14 protein-coding genes are annotated in these 16,456 nt (G+C 67.8%); 9 read left to right on the plus strand and 5 right to left on the minus strand.

The genetic code is table 11. From position 1 onward, the window contains the following. Positions 1-42 precede the first annotated feature (42 nt). Complete coding sequence (locus BLU62_RS27980) at positions 43-819, plus strand: enoyl-CoA hydratase (RefSeq protein WP_074853694.1); 777 nt, start codon at positions 43-45, stop codon at positions 817-819. Between the two features lie 184 nt (positions 820-1,003). On the opposite strand, the gene BLU62_RS27985 is transcribed toward BLU62_RS27980, so the two are convergent. Next, positions 1,004-1,894, minus strand: a complete 891-nt coding sequence (locus BLU62_RS27985; RefSeq protein ID WP_074853696.1) for a LysR substrate-binding domain-containing protein — start codon at positions 1,892-1,894, stop codon at positions 1,004-1,006. A 91-nt stretch (positions 1,895-1,985) separates the two neighbouring features. Here BLU62_RS27985 and BLU62_RS27990 point away from each other — a divergent pair, with 91 nt between their 5' ends. Genes BLU62_RS27990 through BLU62_RS28005 form a run of 4 tightly spaced genes read left to right on the plus strand, consistent with a single transcriptional unit; the run spans position 1,986 to position 5,474 of the window. After that, positions 1,986-3,221, plus strand: a complete 1,236-nt coding sequence (locus tag BLU62_RS27990) for an acetyl-CoA C-acetyltransferase (RefSeq protein WP_074853698.1) — start codon at positions 1,986-1,988, stop codon at positions 3,219-3,221. Next, positions 3,218-4,003, plus strand: a complete 786-nt coding sequence (pcaD, locus tag BLU62_RS27995; RefSeq protein WP_074853700.1) for a 3-oxoadipate enol-lactonase — start codon at positions 3,218-3,220, stop codon at positions 4,001-4,003. Before BLU62_RS27990 ends, pcaD begins: the two co-directional genes overlap by 4 nt. Beyond that, the gene (locus BLU62_RS28000) at positions 4,000-4,782 is read left to right on the plus strand and encodes a CoA transferase subunit A (RefSeq protein ID WP_074853702.1); all 783 of its coding nucleotides are present in this window, start codon (positions 4,000-4,002) and stop codon (positions 4,780-4,782) included. Before pcaD ends, BLU62_RS28000 begins: the two co-directional genes overlap by 4 nt. Positions 4,783-4,793: 11 nt before the next feature. Beyond that, positions 4,794-5,474: a 3-oxoacid CoA-transferase subunit B gene (locus tag BLU62_RS28005; RefSeq protein WP_074853704.1), complete on the plus strand. Its 681-nt coding sequence runs from the start codon at positions 4,794-4,796 to the stop codon at positions 5,472-5,474. On the opposite strand, the gene BLU62_RS28010 is transcribed toward BLU62_RS28005, so the two are convergent. The 4 genes from BLU62_RS28010 to benA form a co-directional block, all read right to left on the minus strand. After that, positions 5,420-8,107, minus strand: coding sequence for a helix-turn-helix transcriptional regulator (locus BLU62_RS28010; protein WP_074853706.1), 2,688 nt, complete (start codon positions 8,105-8,107; stop codon positions 5,420-5,422). The two genes, BLU62_RS28005 and BLU62_RS28010, sit on opposite strands and share 55 nt — an antisense overlap. 44 nt (positions 8,108-8,151) lie before the next feature. Continuing rightward, positions 8,152-10,941 carry a benzoate 1,2-dioxygenase electron transfer component BenC gene (benC, locus tag BLU62_RS28015; RefSeq protein WP_074853707.1) on the minus strand — a complete coding sequence of 930 codons (2,790 nt, stop codon included), beginning with the start codon at positions 10,939-10,941 and terminating at the stop codon, positions 8,152-8,154. Between the two features lie 67 nt (positions 10,942-11,008). Next, positions 11,009-11,554: a benzoate 1,2-dioxygenase small subunit gene (gene benB, locus BLU62_RS28020; protein ID WP_074853709.1), complete on the minus strand. Its 546-nt coding sequence runs from the start codon at positions 11,552-11,554 to the stop codon at positions 11,009-11,011. Positions 11,555-11,583: 29 nt separating this feature from the next. Then, positions 11,584-12,966 carry a benzoate 1,2-dioxygenase large subunit gene (benA, locus tag BLU62_RS28025; protein ID WP_074853711.1) on the minus strand — a complete coding sequence of 461 codons (1,383 nt, stop codon included), beginning with the start codon at positions 12,964-12,966 and terminating at the stop codon, positions 11,584-11,586. A 227-nt stretch (positions 12,967-13,193) separates the two neighbouring features. On the opposite strand from benA, the gene BLU62_RS28030 reads away from it, so the two are divergent. The 4 genes from BLU62_RS28030 to catC all read left to right on the plus strand — a co-directional run bounded on the left by BLU62_RS28030 (position 13,194) and on the right by catC (position 16,453). Beyond that, a complete protein-coding gene (locus tag BLU62_RS28030; RefSeq protein WP_074853713.1) occupies positions 13,194-14,141 on the plus strand; it encodes a LysR family transcriptional regulator in 948 nt (315 codons plus the stop codon). After that, on the plus strand, positions 14,138-15,241 hold the full coding sequence (locus BLU62_RS28035) for a mandelate racemase/muconate lactonizing enzyme family protein (protein WP_074853715.1): 1,104 nt from the start codon (positions 14,138-14,140) through the stop codon (positions 15,239-15,241). The genes BLU62_RS28030 and BLU62_RS28035 overlap by 4 nt, the downstream gene beginning before the upstream one ends. A 64-nt stretch (positions 15,242-15,305) precedes the next feature. Then, positions 15,306-16,172, plus strand: coding sequence for a catechol 1,2-dioxygenase (gene catA, locus BLU62_RS28040; RefSeq protein WP_074853717.1), 867 nt, complete (start codon positions 15,306-15,308; stop codon positions 16,170-16,172). Further along, positions 16,172-16,453, plus strand: a complete 282-nt coding sequence (gene catC, locus BLU62_RS28045) for a muconolactone Delta-isomerase (protein ID WP_074853719.1) — start codon at positions 16,172-16,174, stop codon at positions 16,451-16,453. Before catA ends, catC begins: the two co-directional genes overlap by 1 nt. Positions 16,454-16,456 lie beyond the last annotated feature (3 nt).

The following is a 16,456-nucleotide window of genomic DNA, read 5'->3' on the forward strand; positions in this document are numbered from 1 at the left end:
TCACTGCCTGACCGACCAGCACAACCCGAAAGAAGGAAAGACGTGACCGAATACCAGACCATCCTCGTCGAACGCCGCGGCCGGGTCGGCATCATCACCCTCAACCGCCCGAAGGCTCTCAACGCCCTCAACTCCGAGCTGATGAACGAAGTCGTTTCCGTCGTCAAGGAATTCGACGTCGACGAGGCCGTCGGCGCCATCGTCATCACCGGTTCGGAGAAGGCGTTCGCCGCCGGAGCGGACATCAAAGAGATGTCCACCAAGACCTACGCAGAGGTCGCCAACCAGCAGTTCTTCGGCGCCTGGGACGAACTGTCGCGCACCCGCACGCCGATCGTCGCCGCGGTCACCGGCTACGCCCTCGGCGGCGGCTGTGAACTCGCGATGCTCTGCGACTTCATCATCGCCGGCGACAACGCCGTCTTCGGCCAGCCGGAGATCAACCTCGGTGTCATCCCGGGCATCGGTGGCTCGCAGCGCCTCACCCGCGCCGTCGGCAAGGCCAAGGCGATGGACATGATCCTCACCGGCCGCAACATGAAGGTCGACGAGGCCGAGCGTGCGGGTCTCGTCTCGCGTGTCTTCCCCAAGGAAGAAGCCCTCGCCAAGGCCATCGAGGTCGCCGAGGTCATCGCCTCCAAGTCGCTCATCGCCTCGGCCCTGGCCAAGGAGGCCGTCAACCGTGCCTTCGAGTCCGGCCTGACCGAGGGCGTCCGTGCCGAGCGCGGCCTCTTCTACTCGACCTTCGCCACCGACGACCAGACCGAGGGCATGGCCGCCTTCGTCGAGAAGCGGGACCCGAACTTCACGCATCGCTGATCTCACGAACATCGCTGCGCTACAACCGAACTCTCGCTCCCTGAGGTGCGAGGAGCGATAGCGACGAGCCTCGAAGGGCCTGATGAGAGATTCTCGCCAGGCCCTTCGTGACGCTCGCAAGCTCGCTCCTCAGGGAGCGAGTAGCAGCTGCGCTGGCTCGCTTCTCAGGAGCGCGGGGTTGCGTTCAGGAGAGGGTGCGCAGCACCGCCACCGCTCGGTCGATGAGCGGGGTTCGACGGGCCGCGGCGTATGCGGCCGCGAGGTCGACGTGGTCGATCGGTGCGGCAAGCGGCCGGTAGACGACGCCGGCCACTCCGAGTGCGGAGGTCGGCTCGGGCACGATCGCCACTCCGAGCCCGGCCGCGACCAGCGTCACCAGCGTCGAGGTCTCCTCGACCTCGTGACGGATCAGTGGCACGAAGCCTGCGCGCTCCGCCGCTGCGGCGAGGACCCCGCTGAGCACTGATCGCCCGCCGCCCACATGCGAGATGAAGTCCTCTCCCCGGAGCTGTGCGATCGCGACCGGCTGGTCTTCGGGGGTCGCGGTGAGTGGATGGTCGGCCGGAAGCGCGACGATCAGGCGGTCCTTCCGGATGGACTCGACGTGCAGACCGCGTGTCTCCACGGGCATGCGGAGCAGGGCCAGGTCGATGTCGCCCGACTCCAGTGCTGCTATCTGTTCGGGCGCGAGCATCTCGCCCCGGACGCTGACATCCACATCCGGCAGCTCGTTGCGCAGTGCGCGCACGAAGCGAGGGAGCAGCGAGTAGGTCGCCGATCCTACGCAACCGATCGCGAGGTTGCCCTGCCGGCCGTCGGCGATGCGCTGTGCGCGGCGGGCGGCGGCGTCGACGGAGTCGAGGATCGCGACCGCCTGCCGGAGATAGTCCTCGCCTGCGGCGGTCAGTTCGACGCGCCGCGTCGACCGGACGAGCAGTGCGACGCCGAGTTCGTCCTCGAGTTGGCGGATCTGCTGGGACAGCGGCGGCTGGGCGATGTGCAGACGTTGAGCCGCGCGGCCGAAGTGCAGTTCCTCGGCGACCGCGCAGAAGTACCGTAGGTGGCGCAGCTCCATGCGGGCCATCCTACCGATTGATACTCCTGATATATCAAAGGCGGGCAAATGGATACTTCTCCATATCGCTGCAGGTCCCTAGGCTGGTTGCATGGCATCTTCGAGCACCGCGGACACCGACATCGTCATCTGTTCACCCCTGCGTACCCCCGTCGGGCGTATGGGAGGAGCGTTGTCCTCGGTGCCGGTGACCCGCCTGGCCACCGACCTGCTGAAGGAACTGACCACCCGCACCGGACTCGGCGAGGGCGACATCGACGACGTCATCCTCGGACAGGGATATGCGAGTGGTGAATCGCCGGCCCTCGGCCGGATCGCCGCACTCGACGCCGGGCTGGGTGTCGGCGTCCCCGGCATGCAGGTCGACCGCCGATGCGGCTCGGGACTGCAGGCCATCCTGACCGCGGCGTCGTCGGTGGCGACCGGTGGCGCGCGGCTGGTGGTCGCCGGTGGTGCCGAGTCGATGTCGAATGTCGAGCACTACGCACTCGGGCTGCGCTCGGGGATCAAGCAGGGCGGTGTCGAGCTGATGGATCGCCTCGACCGCGGTCGGCTCACCGCGGGCGGCGAATCCCACCCGGTGCCCGGCGGCATGATCGAGACCGCCGAGAACCTGCGCGCGAAGTACGGCATCTCCCGCGCCGACCAGGACGAGTACGCCGCACGGTCACATCATCGGGCCGTCGCCGCCCACGAGGAGGGCCGCTTCGACGACGAACTCGTCCCGGTCACGATCCCCGGACGACGCGGCAAGCCCGACACCGTCGTCGACCGCGACGAGCACCCGCGAGCCGATGCCACCGCCGAATCGCTCGGCAAGCTCCGTCCCATCCGGCTCGAGCTCGACGCGGACTCCACGGTCACGGCGGGCAATGCCTCCGGGCAGAACGACGGCGCGGCCATGTGTGTGGTGACGACCCGCGCGGAGGCGCGTCGTCGTGGCCTGGAACCGCTTCTCGCCCTGCGCTCCTGGGCTATCACCGGCTGCGAGCCGGAGACCATGGGCATCGGCCCCGTCAGTGCCACCGCAGCCGCTCTCGACCGTGCCGAGCTCACCCTCGACGAGATCGACCTGATCGAGCTCAACGAGGCTTTCGCCGCACAGGTTCTCGCCTGCCTCGACGAATGGAAGATCGACGCCGGCGATGAACGCCTGAACCCCAACGGCTCCGGTATCTCCCTGGGCCATCCGATCGGTGCGACCGGCGGCCGCATCCTCGCCACCGCCGCCTACGAGGCCCGCCGCCGCGAGGCGCGGCACGTCCTGGAGACGATGTGCATCGGCGGAGGCCAGGGCCTTGCCGCGATCTTCGAGGCCACCCGATGAGCGCCGTCGAAGTCCGCCCGGTGCAGGTGCACGCCGTGGTTTCCGGACGTGCCGACGGACCCGCAGTGGTGCTGTCGAACTCGCTCGGGTCCACACACCGCATGTGGGATGCGCAGCTGGCCGCACTCGAGGAGCGGTTTCGGGTGGTCCGCTACGACACCCGGGGTCATGGGGAGTCGCCGGTGCCGGAGGGGCCCTACACGATCGACGACCTCGCCGACGACGTCATCGCGCTGCTCGACCGCCTCGACATCGAACGCGCCCATCTCGTGGGTCTCTCGCTCGGCGGCATGACCATGATGCGGGTCGCCGCCCGAAACCCCGAGCGGGTCAACCGGATCGCGCTGCTCTGCACGGGAGCCCAGCTCCCGCCGCGGGAGGCCTGGCTCGACCGGGCCGCCACGGTGCGGGCGAACGGGACCGGGGCCGTGGCCGAATCCGTCGTACAGCGATGGTTCACGCCCGAATACCTGAGCACTTACGGCAGTTCGCGGACGTTCCACGAGAACATGGTCGCGGCGACCCCGGCCGAGGGTTATGCGTCGTGCTGTGAGGTCATCGCCGAGATGGACCTCCGGGACGACCTGTCGTCCATCGCCGCACCGACGCTGGCCATCGCGGGCGCCGACGACCCGGCCACCCCGCCGGCGAAGCTCGAGGAGATCGCCGACAACGTGCAGCAGGGCCGCCTGCTCGTCGTGCCCGACTCGGCTCACCTGGCCAACGCCCAGCAACCCGACATCATCAACCCCGCACTCATCGAACATCTGGAGCAACAATGAGTTACGACAAGCGCGCCGCGTCGGCCGCCGATGCCGTCGCCGACATCCCCGACGGTGCGAGTCTCGCCGTGGGCGGTTTCGGTCTCGCCGGCATCCCCGGCTTCCTCATCGACGCCCTCCTCGCGCAGGGGGCGAAGAACCTCACGATCGTCTCCAACAACTGCGGCGTCGACGGCGCGGGTCTCGGTCTGTTGCTCGAGAATCGGCGCATCGACAAGGTGATCGCCTCCTACATCGGCGAGAACAAGGAATTCGGCCGGCAGTTCCTCTCCGGTGAGGTCACCGTCGAACTGACCCCGCAGGGCACCCTCGCCGAGCGGATGCGCGCCGGGGGCAGCGGAATCGGAGCGTTCTTCACCCCCACCGGTGTGGGAACCCTCGTCGAGGAGGGCGGCCTGCCGTGGCGGTACAACGCCGACGGCACCGTCGCCGAGGCCTCCCCGCCCAAGGAGGTCCGCACGTTCAACGGCACGCCGATGGTGCTCGAGGAAGCGATCGTCACCGACTACGCGCTGGTTCGCGCCGCCGTCGCCGACAAGGCCGGAAACTGCCGGTTCCACGCCGCGGCACGCAATTTCAATCCGCCGGCCGCGATGTCGGGCCGCACGACGATCGTCGAGGCGGAGAAGGTCGTGGAGGTCGGTGAGCTCGGACCCGACGAGATCCACCTGCCCGGCATCTTCGTCAAACGCATCGTCGAGCTGACGCCGGAACAGGCCGCGCGCAAGGGGATCGAGAAGCGCACCATCCGCGAACGCCCGACCGCCGTCACGGCATAGGAGACATGACAATGACCTGGAATCGCAACGAGATGGCCGCCCGCGCAGCGAAAGAGCTGACCCGCGGCGACTACGTCAACCTGGGCATCGGTCTGCCGACCATGATCCCAGACCACATGCCCGACGATTCGGGGATCTTCCTGCATGCCGAGAACGGAATTCTCGGCGTCGGTCCCTTCCCGTACGACGACGAGGTCGATCCCGACCTCATCAACGCGGGCAAGCAGACCGTGTCGGTGCTGCCCGGCGCGTCGTACTTCGACTCCGCCACCAGTTTCGCGATGATCCGCGGCGGGCACGTCGACGTCGCGGTCCTCGGCGGCATGCAGGTCGCCATGAACGGTGACCTCGCCAACTGGATGGTTCCCGGTGCGCTCGTCAAGGGCATCGGCGGTGCCATGGACCTCGTCAACGGCGCAGGCAAGGTGATCGTCCTGATGGAGCACGTCACCAAGAAGGGGGAGCCGAAGCTCCTCGAGCACTGCGCCCTGCCGCTGACCGGCCGGAACGTGGTGAGCCGGGTCATCACCGACCTCGGCGTGTTCGATGTCGCCGGGACAGGTTTCGAGGTCGTGGAGCTCGCGCCGGGCGTCGACTTCGGGATGGTCGTCGAGAAGACCGGGGCGCCCCTGGTCGATCAGCGTCGGGAGGCGGCCAGCTCCGCACGTGATCGCAGCCCGAGCTTGGCGTAGATCCGCGTCAGGTGGTACTGCACCGTCTTGGGTGAGATGAACAGTTCGGCCGCCACCTCGCGGTTCGAGAGGCCTCGTGCCACCAGCGAGGTCACCGCCTCCTCCTGCGGGGTGAGCTCGGCGGCATCCTTTGTGGCGCCGTGGGTCTCCACGCGTGAGGTCGCCATCCCGCCGGCCTTCAGCTCGCGGTCACAACGCTCGACGTAGGTGTTCGCCCCGAGCGACACGTACAGATCGCGGGCGGTCCCGATGACGGCGTCGGCGGCGCGCCGTTTACCCGCCCGTCGCAACGTCTGCCCGTAGGCGAAGTTGACCCGCGCCTGGTCGTAGCGGAGTCCGAGGCCGTCGAGCAGTTCGATGCCCTCCTCGAATGTCCGACGCGCGCCGTGGATGTCGCCGATCGCACCGAGGTGCCGTCCGCGGGCGTACTTCATCCGGGCCGCCGACGAGCGGTGCCCGCGTTCCTCTGACCGCTTCCCGTACTCCCGGAGCAGAACGTCGGCCGCATCGTACTGCCCTTCCAGGACAAGGGCGTTCGCGAGTACGTCCACCCAGGGCCACAAACCCGGCTCGGAGAGTGCGGGGACGCTCTCGGACATCGCCCTCAGCGGTACGAGTATGCGCCGGACCTTCCCGTAATCCGCTGCGGCCTCGGCGAGTTGGGCTCGTGCCAGCATGTCCGGGATGCGCATGATCTCGTAGTCGCCGATCGACGTGGTGCTCTGGGCGACACTGCGGTGAGCCTCCTCCCAGTCGCCGCGCAGGGAGTGGATCTGGCTCGACGTCCAGTTGAGCAGCGGGGTGGTCAACGCTATGCCGCTGGTACGTGCCAGCGAGTGGCCGGCGTCCACGTTGCGCATGGCCTCGTCCCAGTCGCCGGTGAGGAACTGGACCCGCGCCAGCCAGGCCAGCGCCCACATCGAGATCCGCGTCGAACCGCCCAACTGTGCCATCGACACGGCGGTCTCCAGATTGGTTCGTGCGGCATCGATCTCGTCGAGTCCCAGCTGCAGCCACCCGCGGCCCATGATGGCCCGCTGCGCCTGCGCGCCGTACCGGATTCGTTCGGAGAGGGACTCGTACTCGGCGCGGGCGGCGTCCGGATGCCCTGACCACGCCAACCCGAGTCCGCGGATGACGGCGGCCTCCACCCGGGCAGCCGAACCGCTTCCGGCCATGTCGATCGCCCGATCTGCCCAGGTGACCAGTTCGGTGCCCTGGCACCGGACGAGATTGTGCAGCACATGGCGTTGCGCGATCAGGGCGGCCACGTCGGGCTCGCGATCGAGATTGACGATGCCCCAGGCGCGGTCGAGGCGCAGCTGCGCCTCCGCCGAGCGCCCACGCAGGATGGCCAGGTAGGCGAGCGTCGCATTGCGCAGCGGTGTTTCGCGCAGACTCTCCACCGTCGGGACGAGTGCACCGGCACCCGTGCAATCACCCGCGGCGAGAAGCGAATCCACGGCGAGGGTGACACGGGTGTCGCGCTCGAGCGGATCCGGGGTGAGTCGGCCCGACTGGCGATAGAGCCCGGCGGCCTCCGCCCACGCACCGTCGGCGCCGCGGGTGCGGGCGAGCTCGGCCAGGTCGTCGGCGAGACCGGCATCGGCCGTCGGGGTGGCGGCCACCCGATGATGGAGCCGGCGGGCGGGGTCGACGACCACGTCGGCGGCCCGTCGGTGCGCCTCGCCCACCGCCTTCATCCCCAGGACCTCGAGGATGGCGGCGCGTACCAGGGGAGTGACGATCCGGGGCTGCGCCTCGGCGGGCGTCAGCGCTCCGTCCGAGGTGACCAGACCGGTGCGTCGTGCGTCGTCGATCGCCTCCAGCGGGTCCTCGACGCCGGCGAGGGTGATGGCGGTCGAAAGCGGCTCGGCGGCATCGAGGATCGCGAGCGCCTCGATCAGTGCCCGGGCGGGCGTACTTCCCTCCGGGAGGCGCTCGCGCACGGAATCGACGACATGCGCGGGGGCGGGGAGTGCAGCGCCGCTGCGCGACCACGTGCCCACCGGTACCTCGTCGAGCAGGGCGACGATGTCACGCGGATTGCCCGACGTGTGACGGGCCAGTTCCGCCCGCATCGCGGGATGGAGCACGATGCCGCGCTGCTCGGCCAGATCCGCGGTGCCCTGGGCGTCGACTCCCTCGAGCCGCAACTCGTCGAACGCCTGGCCCGCGAGACGTGTGCCCGGACGCGCGGTCGTGACGACGACGAGGATGCGGCGCGAACGGTGCTCCCGGATCAGGGTCACCAACGCGTGCAGAGACGCTTCGTCGGCGAGATCGGCGTCGTCGATCGCCACGAGCACCGGACCATCGGTCGTATCCGTCGCCGCGACCAGGGCATCCACGAGACCGTCAGCCGGCTCCGACTCGGCGTGATGGTCCTGGAGGAGCTGGCGGATCAGCGAACCCGGAGTGGCGGACTGCCAGGGTGAGACCCTCGCCCACAACGTGGCACCGGCTCCCGGGGAGGCCAGGTGGTGGTGGACGAGATGAGCGAGCAGCGTCGACTTGCCGGAACCCGGATCCCCGGTGACGGCGAGCAGTTCGGCCCCTGACACGGCGTGGAGCCGCGACGACAACACCTTTATCTCGCGGTCCCGCCCGACACATGCGGCAGTGACCATCATCGCTCCATGGTAGGTACCCTCGGCGACGGCCGCCCCGGGTTGCCCTATCCCTGGTCGCCTCCCGCGACCGGCAGGACCGTGCCCGTGATGTACGACGCCTCATCCGACGCCAGGAAACAGATGGCCGCCGCCTGCTCGTCGAGCGTCCCGTAACGGTTCATCAACGACGACGCCTTCGTCTGGTCGATGTGGGCCTGGAACCACTGCGTCTCGACCTCGTTGCGCGGCTCGGGGGTGCCGCGGGAGATCCGGCGCGGCGGCGCCTCGGTGCCGCCCGGTGCGGCGGCGACCACCCGGATGCCGTCGTCGGCGTACTCCATCGCCAGCGACGCGGTCATCGCGTTGACGGCGCCCTTGGCGGCCGAGTACGGGATGCGATGGATTCCGCGCGTCGCGGCCGACGACACGTTGACGATCACCCCGCCGCCGTTGTCGATCATCGACGGCAGCACCGCCCGGCACGCATAGAGGGTGGTCATCAGGGACCGGTCGATCTCGGCGCGGATCTGGGTGTCGGTGAACTCGGTGAACGGCTTGAAGTTGATCGCCCCGCCGACATTGTTGATGAGGACGTCGACGCGGCCATAGGAGGAGACGGCCCGTCGGACCACGGACTCGGCGCCGTCGTAGGTCTCGAGGTCCGCGATGGCCGACACCGCGCCGGGACCCGTCGACTCGAGATCGCGGGCGACCTCCTCGACGAGGTCCGACCGGTCGGCCAGGACGACCTTGCCACCCTCCGCGCTGATCCGGCGCGCGGCCTGCTCGCCGATACCCTGTGCGGCACCGGTGATCACCACGACCTTGCCGGCGAACCGACCGGGGGTGACGAAACGCGGACGGCGCGAGGCCATCTCGTCGGCCATCGCACGACGCATCGTCTGCTTGGAACGCTCGGCGTGCGCGGAGATCAGATCGCGCGCGGCGTCGTGGTCGCCGGACTCGAAGGCCGACACGATGTCGAGATGATCCTGCGCGCAGAGCGGGTGGCACCACGTCGCGTTGCGCAGCACCTCGGTCATCCGGCCTTTCACGCCGAGGGCCTTGTAGGCCTCGAGTAGATGGTCGTTGCCCGTCAGGGTGAACAGATAGTCGTGGAAGGCGGCGTTGGTCTCGGTGTACTGGGCGGCGTCGACGAACCGGTCGCCGTCGACATAGGGCACCGTGGCGTCGGCGAGCAGGCGGTAGCCGGTCAGCTGCTTGGTGTCCAGGCGGCCGAAGGTCAGTTCCAGCGCGCCGAGTTCGAGAGCGGCACGCGCCTCGAACAGTGCGTCGGACTCGTGGATGGCCGGATGTTCCTCGCCGATCTGGTATCCCTGCGAACCGACGACGGTCGGTGCGGTGGCGGGTTCGGGAGCTGTGTCGTCGGGGGTGCCGTCGACCTGAGCGGACGCGTGCAGTTGGGTGAGGTCCGACGCCGCGAACATCTCCTGCCCGGCGATCGTGCGCAATGTCCCGGCGTGCGACACCGCCGGTCGGATCTCCCCGGCATCGGCGTCGAGGTCTGCGCCGCCGATCCCGCCGCGCCACATCTGCTGGCCCCCGATGCGCACCAGGGAGTCGTCGTCGGCGACGGCGGGTCGCGGACCGGACCATGCATCGAGCTCCGCGGCCGGCAGCGTCTCCTGTCCCGCGATCGCACGGGCGTCACCCGCGACCAGGATCGGGTCTTCCACGGCCGCAACGTCGGACGCCTCCGGCAGGACGACGTCCGTGGACTCGGCGACCTCTTCCTCGGTGGGCTCATTCACGGCGGACGGCTTCGCGGCCAGCGCGAACTTCTCGTAGTAGAAGCCGGTCGGTTCGATCCCCGCCTGCGCGACGTGCTTGCGTACGGCCTCGACCATGGGTGGCGGGCCGCAGAGGTAGATCGCGACGTCGCCGTCGTAGAGATGGGCCGGTTCGATCAGGCTCATCACGTAACCCTTGTTGGCCGCGGAACTCGCCGGATCCGAGACGCAGTGGTCCCAGGTGAAGCCCGGCAACTTGTCGGCGAAGTACTCGATCTCGTCGATCGCGACCAGGTCGGTGTCGGTGGAGACACCGTAGATCAGGTGCACCTTCCGACGGCTGTTGTCGGCGTGCAGTTTCCGCAGCATCGACAGGATCGGGGCCAGCCCGGTGCCGCCGGCGAGCAACAGCACGGGGCGGGTGGCCTCGCGCAGGAAGAACGAGCCGTGCGGGCCGGTGAAGCCGATCTCCTCGCCCCGCGTGGCGCGGTCGGTCAGATACGTCGACATCGCGCCACCCGGGGTCAGCTTGATGAGGAAGACCAGTCGATCCTCGTGCGGACCGTTGGCGAAGGAGTACGACCGCCGGACCGGATTCCCGTCGCCGTCATCGCTGCCCGGCACCTCGATGTTCACGTACTGGCCGGGAAGGAAGGCCAGTTGCCCGCGGTTCTCGATCCGGATCTCCAGGCGCATCGTCGACTCCGAGAGCCGGTCGAGGCCGACGACGGTGCCGGTGAACCTCGAGGCCTGCGTCTTCGCGACATCCGAGGTGGCCGCGATCTGCAGCACCAGATCGGATTTCGGCTTCATGCAGCACGGCAGCGCGTAACCCTGTGCCGATTCGTCGTCGGAGAGCGCATCCTCGATGTAGACGCCGCCGTCGTAGTCGCCCGACTCGCAGAACGCCTTACACGTTCCGCAGGCACCGTCGCGACAGTCGAGCGGGATGTTGATGCGCTGCCGGTAGGAGGCGTCGGCGACGGTCTGATCCTCGCGGCAGGTCACGAATCGGGTGACCCCGTCCTCGAAGGACAGCGCCACCTGATGGGTGTTCTCGGTGCCGGCCGCGGTGCCGGCCTCTGCATCGGTGATGACAGTCATGGACGGGATCCTCTTGATCTGTGTCTCGGCGGTTGGGTCTCGGCAGTCGGGTCCGAGAAATGGAGGGTCAGAAGTGGTACACGTCCACCACGTGATGGATGTAGTCGTTCTTCAGCACGATCGTCTTGCGCCGGATCAGGGGCTGATCGCCGGAGAAGTCGATGGTGTAGAACGAGGTCCCGTAGTACGGGTCGACGGTGTTGTATCGGAAATACATGGTGTGCCAGTTGAATCGGACGTCGACGAGATCCCCACGACGTTCGATCACCTCGACATTGCTGATGTTGTGGCTCGTCCGCGGTTCGGGAAGCGAGGTCGCCGAGGACCTCTCGGTACGAATCCGGAACACCCGGTCCTCGAGGCCGCCCTTGTTGCCGTAGTAGATGAGCGAGATCTCGCGCTGCGGGTCCTCGGTCAGGCGATCGTTGTCGTCCCAGGAGGGCATCCAGTACACGACGTCGTCGGCATAGCAGTCGAGCCACTTCTCGAACTCGCGGTCGTCGAGGTAGCGGGCCTCACGGTAGAGGAACTGCTCGATCATGTTCTGGGTGATCAGCTTTCCACCGGTACCGGCGTCGGTGCCCGTGGCGGGGTTGGTTTCTGCGGTGGTCATGATGTCCCTTCGATGAAATCGGCGCGGGCTCAGCGCTGCTCGGCGGTGGCCGCTTCTTCGGCGGCGACCGCGGCCCGCATCGTCTCCAGCCAGTAGCCGTGCTGCACGGGGTAGAGGCCCTCGTCCTCGTTCTTGACGCCCGCCGAGATGACGCCGGACATGCCGAGTGACTCGGCGACCTCGTCCGGTCCGGTCAGCCAGTGCTCCGCCCCGCGGCTCATGTCGTTCCACGGCGCGGCCTGCGCTCGGAAGGTGAGCTGGCAGGAGCGGAACTCCTCGAGATCGTCGGGGGTGGCCATGCCCGAGGCGTTGAAGAAGTCCTCGTACTGGCGGATGCGATGGGCGCGAGCGGAATCACTCTCACCCTTGGGGGCGATGCAGTAGATCGTGACCTCGGTCTTGTCCGGGGCGATCGGCCGGAAATGACGGATCTGCGTCGAGAACTGGTCCATCAGATACACATTCGGGTACAGGCACAGGTTGCGCGAGCCCTTCACCATGAACTCGCCCTTGGCGTCGCCGTGGGTCTTCTTGAGCTCGTCCATCTGGTCCCACAGCGGGCGGTCCTGCGGATTGGCCGCCCAGGTCCACAGGCACAGGTGGCCGTTGGGGTACGACCAGTAGCCGCCGCCGGACTTGCCCCATCCGCCGGCGTCGAGCGCCTTGGTGTCGTTCTTGGACTCGCCGGTACCACGGCGCGACGTGGTGGCGGCGTAGTTCCAGTGGGTCGCGGTGACGTGGTAGCCGTCGGCGCCGTTCTCCGCCTGGACTTTCCAGTTGCCGTCATAGGTGTAGGTCGACGCACCGCGCAGGACCTCGAGGCCCTCGGGGGACTGGTCCACGAGCATGTCGATGACCAGCCGGGTGTCGCCGAGATGGTCGTCGAGCGACTGCACGTCGTCGTTGAGGCTGCCGAACAGGAAGCCGCGGTAGCTGTCGAAGCGCGCCACCTTGGTCAGGTTGTGTGAGCCGTCGACGTCGAAGGTGTCGGGGTAACCGGCGCCCTCGGGGTCCTTGACCTTCAGCAGGGTCCCGTCGTTGCGGAAGGTCCACCCGTGGAACGGGCAGGTGAGGGTCATCCGGTTGTCGGTCTTGCGGCGGCAGATCATGGCGCCGCGGTGAGCGCAGGCGTTGATCAGGCAGTGCAGTTCGCCGCTCTTGTCCCGGGTGATGACCACCGGCTGGCGGCCGATGTAGGTGGTGAAGTAGTCGCCGGGGTTGGGCACCTGGCTCTCGTGGGCCAGATAGATCCAGTTGCCCTCGAAGATGTGCTTCATCTCCAGTTCGAAGATGTCCTCGTCGGTGAAGATCCGCCGGTTGGCCCGGTAGACGCCGGCCTCGCGGTCGTCGACGACCGCGTCGCCGAGGACAGAGTTCACGTGGTGAAGATGTTCCGTTACGGACGCGGTCATGTGCTGTACCTCCAGATGTGGGCTGCTCTTTGCACTGTCGCACCGCGTGGCGCCGATCACACTAGGGCAATAGCCAGTCCTGACCAAGCATCGGATTCATAAACAGCGTCGATCAATGGACGCGGAGAATGTCTTTGTCTTGTATGTATCGGGGCTCTACCGTGGGATGGGTGGTCCCGGTCACAGTCGGTGATCGGTGACGGATCTCTACGAGAAAAGACGAGTTCATGGAGCTGAGGCACCTGCGCTACTTCGCAGCCGTTGCCGAGACCTGCCATTTCGGTCAGGCCGCGGCGACCCTGCACGTGGCCCAGCCTGCGCTCTCCTACGCCATCCGCCAGCTCGAAGCCGAACTCGACGTCACACTGCTCGTCCGCACCACCCGCCAGGTCTCGCTGACCCCGGCGGGCGCGTACCTGAAGGATCAGGCCGAGCGCATCCTGGCCGGCGTGGACGACGCCGTCGACGGGGTGCGCCGGATAGCGGCCGGGCGGAGCGGCCTGGTGCGGCTCGGGCTCACCGGCATCGCCGCGTTCTCTCATCTGCCCCGGATCGCGCGGGTCGTCAAGCGCGAACTCCCGGACGTCGACCTCACCATCCGTTCCGACATGCTGACACCCGGGCAGTGCGATGCCCTGCGCACCGGCGCGATCGACCTCGGCGTCCTGCGTCCGCCGGCGATCGGGGAGGACATCGAGATCCGGGTGATCGACGACGAGCCGCTGGTGCTGGCCGTGTCGGTTGATCATCGGCTCGCGATCGAACCCGTCGTATCGGTGGCGGATCTGCGCAGTGAACCGTTCGTCATGTACGACAGCCGGGATTCGGCGGTCAACGACGCTACGGTGAAGACCTGTCGCGCAGCGGGATTCGTTCCGCATCGGGCCCATCAGGCGTCCGGGACCGCAGTGCTGCTCGCCCTGGTGGCCGCAGGTCTCGGGGTAGCCGTACTTCCGGCGTCCGTGCGGGCCCTGCCCCTCGACGGGCTGGTCGTCCGCGACCTCGTCGACGCCGACACGGTCGAGTTGGCACTGGCCTGGCGAACCGGTGTCGACAACCCGGTCATCAGCGCGGTGGCCGACGCCATCGCATCCGCCTTCGTATCCGGTCCGGCCGACGCCGGCCGGGACGACCTCAGCGCTCAGCTCAGCGCCCAGTTTGGAGATGAAAGATGAAGATCACTCGCGTGGAAGCGATTCCATTCGCGATCCCGTACGTGAAGCCCCTGAGGTTCGCCTCGGGTGAAGTGCATGTGGCCAACCACGTCCTGGTGCGTGTGCACACCGACACCGGGGTGGTCGGCGTCGCCGAGGCGCCGCCGCGGCCGTTCACCTACGGGGAGACCCAGGACGGCATCATCACCGTCATCGACACGATCTTCGCCCCCGCCATCGTCGGCCTCACGCTGCTCGAACGCGAGGTGGTGGCCTCCCGCCTGGCCCGCACGATCGGCAACCCGGCCGCCAAATCCGCTGTGGACATGGCGATCTGGGACGCGCTGGGCAAGACCCTGGATCTGCCGGTGGGAGACATGCTCGGTGGGTTCACCGACCGGATGCGCGTCAGTCACATGCTCGGTTTCGCCGAACCGGCGAAGATGGTCGCCGAGGCCGAGAAGGTGGTCGACACCTACGGCATCCGGACGTTCAAGGTGAAGGTCGGCCGGTATCCGGTCGGACTCGACACCGCTGTCGTCCGGGCGCTGCGCGAACGGTTCTGCGACGAGATCGAACTCTACGTCGACGGCAACCGAGGCTGGACCGCGGCGGAGTCCGCGCGGGCGATGAAGGAGATGTCCGACCTCGACCTGTTGTTCGCCGAAGAGCTTTGTGACGCAGCCGATGTGATGGGCCGGCGGTGGCTCGTCGAGCAGCTCGACGTCCCGTTCATCGCCGACGAGTCGGTGCCGACGCCGGCGGATGTCACCCGCGAGATCCTCGGACGTTCGGCCACCGCGATCAGCATCAAGACCGCGCGAACCGGGTTCACCACCTCGCGCCGCACCCACCATCTCGCCGAGGGCCTCGGCATCCCGGTGGTGATGGGCAATCAGATCGACGGGCAGGTCGGTACCGCGTGCGCACTCGCCTTCGGCAGCGCCTTCGAGCTGACGTCGCGCTATGCGGGTGAGCTGTCGAACTTCCTCGACATGAGCGACGACCTGCTGACCGAGCCGCTGCAGATCCGCGACGGACACCTGCATCGGTCGACCGCGCCCGGCATCGGTTTCGAGATCGACCCCGACAAACTCGAACGCTACCGCACCGACAACTGAAAAACCCATCACCACAGATCGTTTCGTGGCAGCCCCACGAGCAGTGAGTACAAGGAGAACCGACATGACCACCACCGAGCACCCGAACGAGGTCGCGACCGCAGCTGCCTCCGGCGCCTCTGCCACCGAGCGTTTCCACGCCGACAAGTCGCCCTTCGAGGCAGTCAAGGACACCCCGCCGGAGCGCGTGGCGACCCTCATCAACGAGGTGCTGGCCGGCGTCCACGACACCATCCGCAAGCACAAGGTGACCTACGACGAGTACAACGCGCTCAAGGCGTGGCTCATCAACGTCGGCGAAGACGGTGAGTGGCCGCTGTTCCTCGACGTGTGGGTCGAGCACGTCGTCGAGGATGTCGCCACCGAGCACCGCGAGGGCAACAAGGGCAGCATCGAGGGGCCGTACTACGTGCCCAACGCGCCCGACCAGGGCTCCAAAGGTGCAGTGCCCATGCGCGAGGACGAGAAGGGCGATCCGCTGCTGTGGAACGGCCAGGTCCGCTCGTGCGACGGCACCCCGCTCGCGGGCGCCAAGGTCGAGCTGTGGCACGCCGACGACGACGGCTACTACTCGCAGTTCGCACCGGGCATCCCGGAATGGAACCTGCGCGCCACCTTCACCACCGACGACCAGGGCAACTTCGAGATCACCACGATCCGCCCGGCGCCGTATATGATCCCGACGGACGGCTCCTGCGGAAAGATGATCTCGGCGGCCGGCTGGCACCCGTGGCGTCCCGCCCACCTGCACCTCAAGGTGTCGGCACCCGGCCACGAGCAGCTGACCGCGCAGCTGTACTTCCCCGGTGACGCGCACAACGACGACGACGTCGCCAGCGCGGTGAAGCCCGAACTGATCCTCGATCCCCAGGACAACGGCAAGGGCGGCTACACGGTGGCCTACGACTTCGTGCTCGATCCGGTGAAGTGATGCTGTTCCACGTTCGGATGGACGTCAACATCCCCGACGACCTCGACCCGGATGTCCGGGCCGAGACCGTCGCCCGGGAGAAGGCGTACTCACAGGATCTGCAGCGTTCCGGCAAGTGGCCGCACATCTGGCGCATCGTCGGCGAATACTCGAACTACTCGATCTTCGACGTCGAGTCCAACGACGAGCTGCACACGCTCCTGTCGGGTCTCCCGTTGTTCCCGTACATGGACATCAAGGTGACGCCGCTCGCGACACATCCGTCGGACATCAAGGCCTGACGC

Source organism: Gordonia westfalica (genome assembly GCF_900105725.1).
GTDB classification, from domain to species: Bacteria; Actinomycetota; Actinomycetes; order Mycobacteriales; family Mycobacteriaceae; genus Gordonia; species Gordonia westfalica.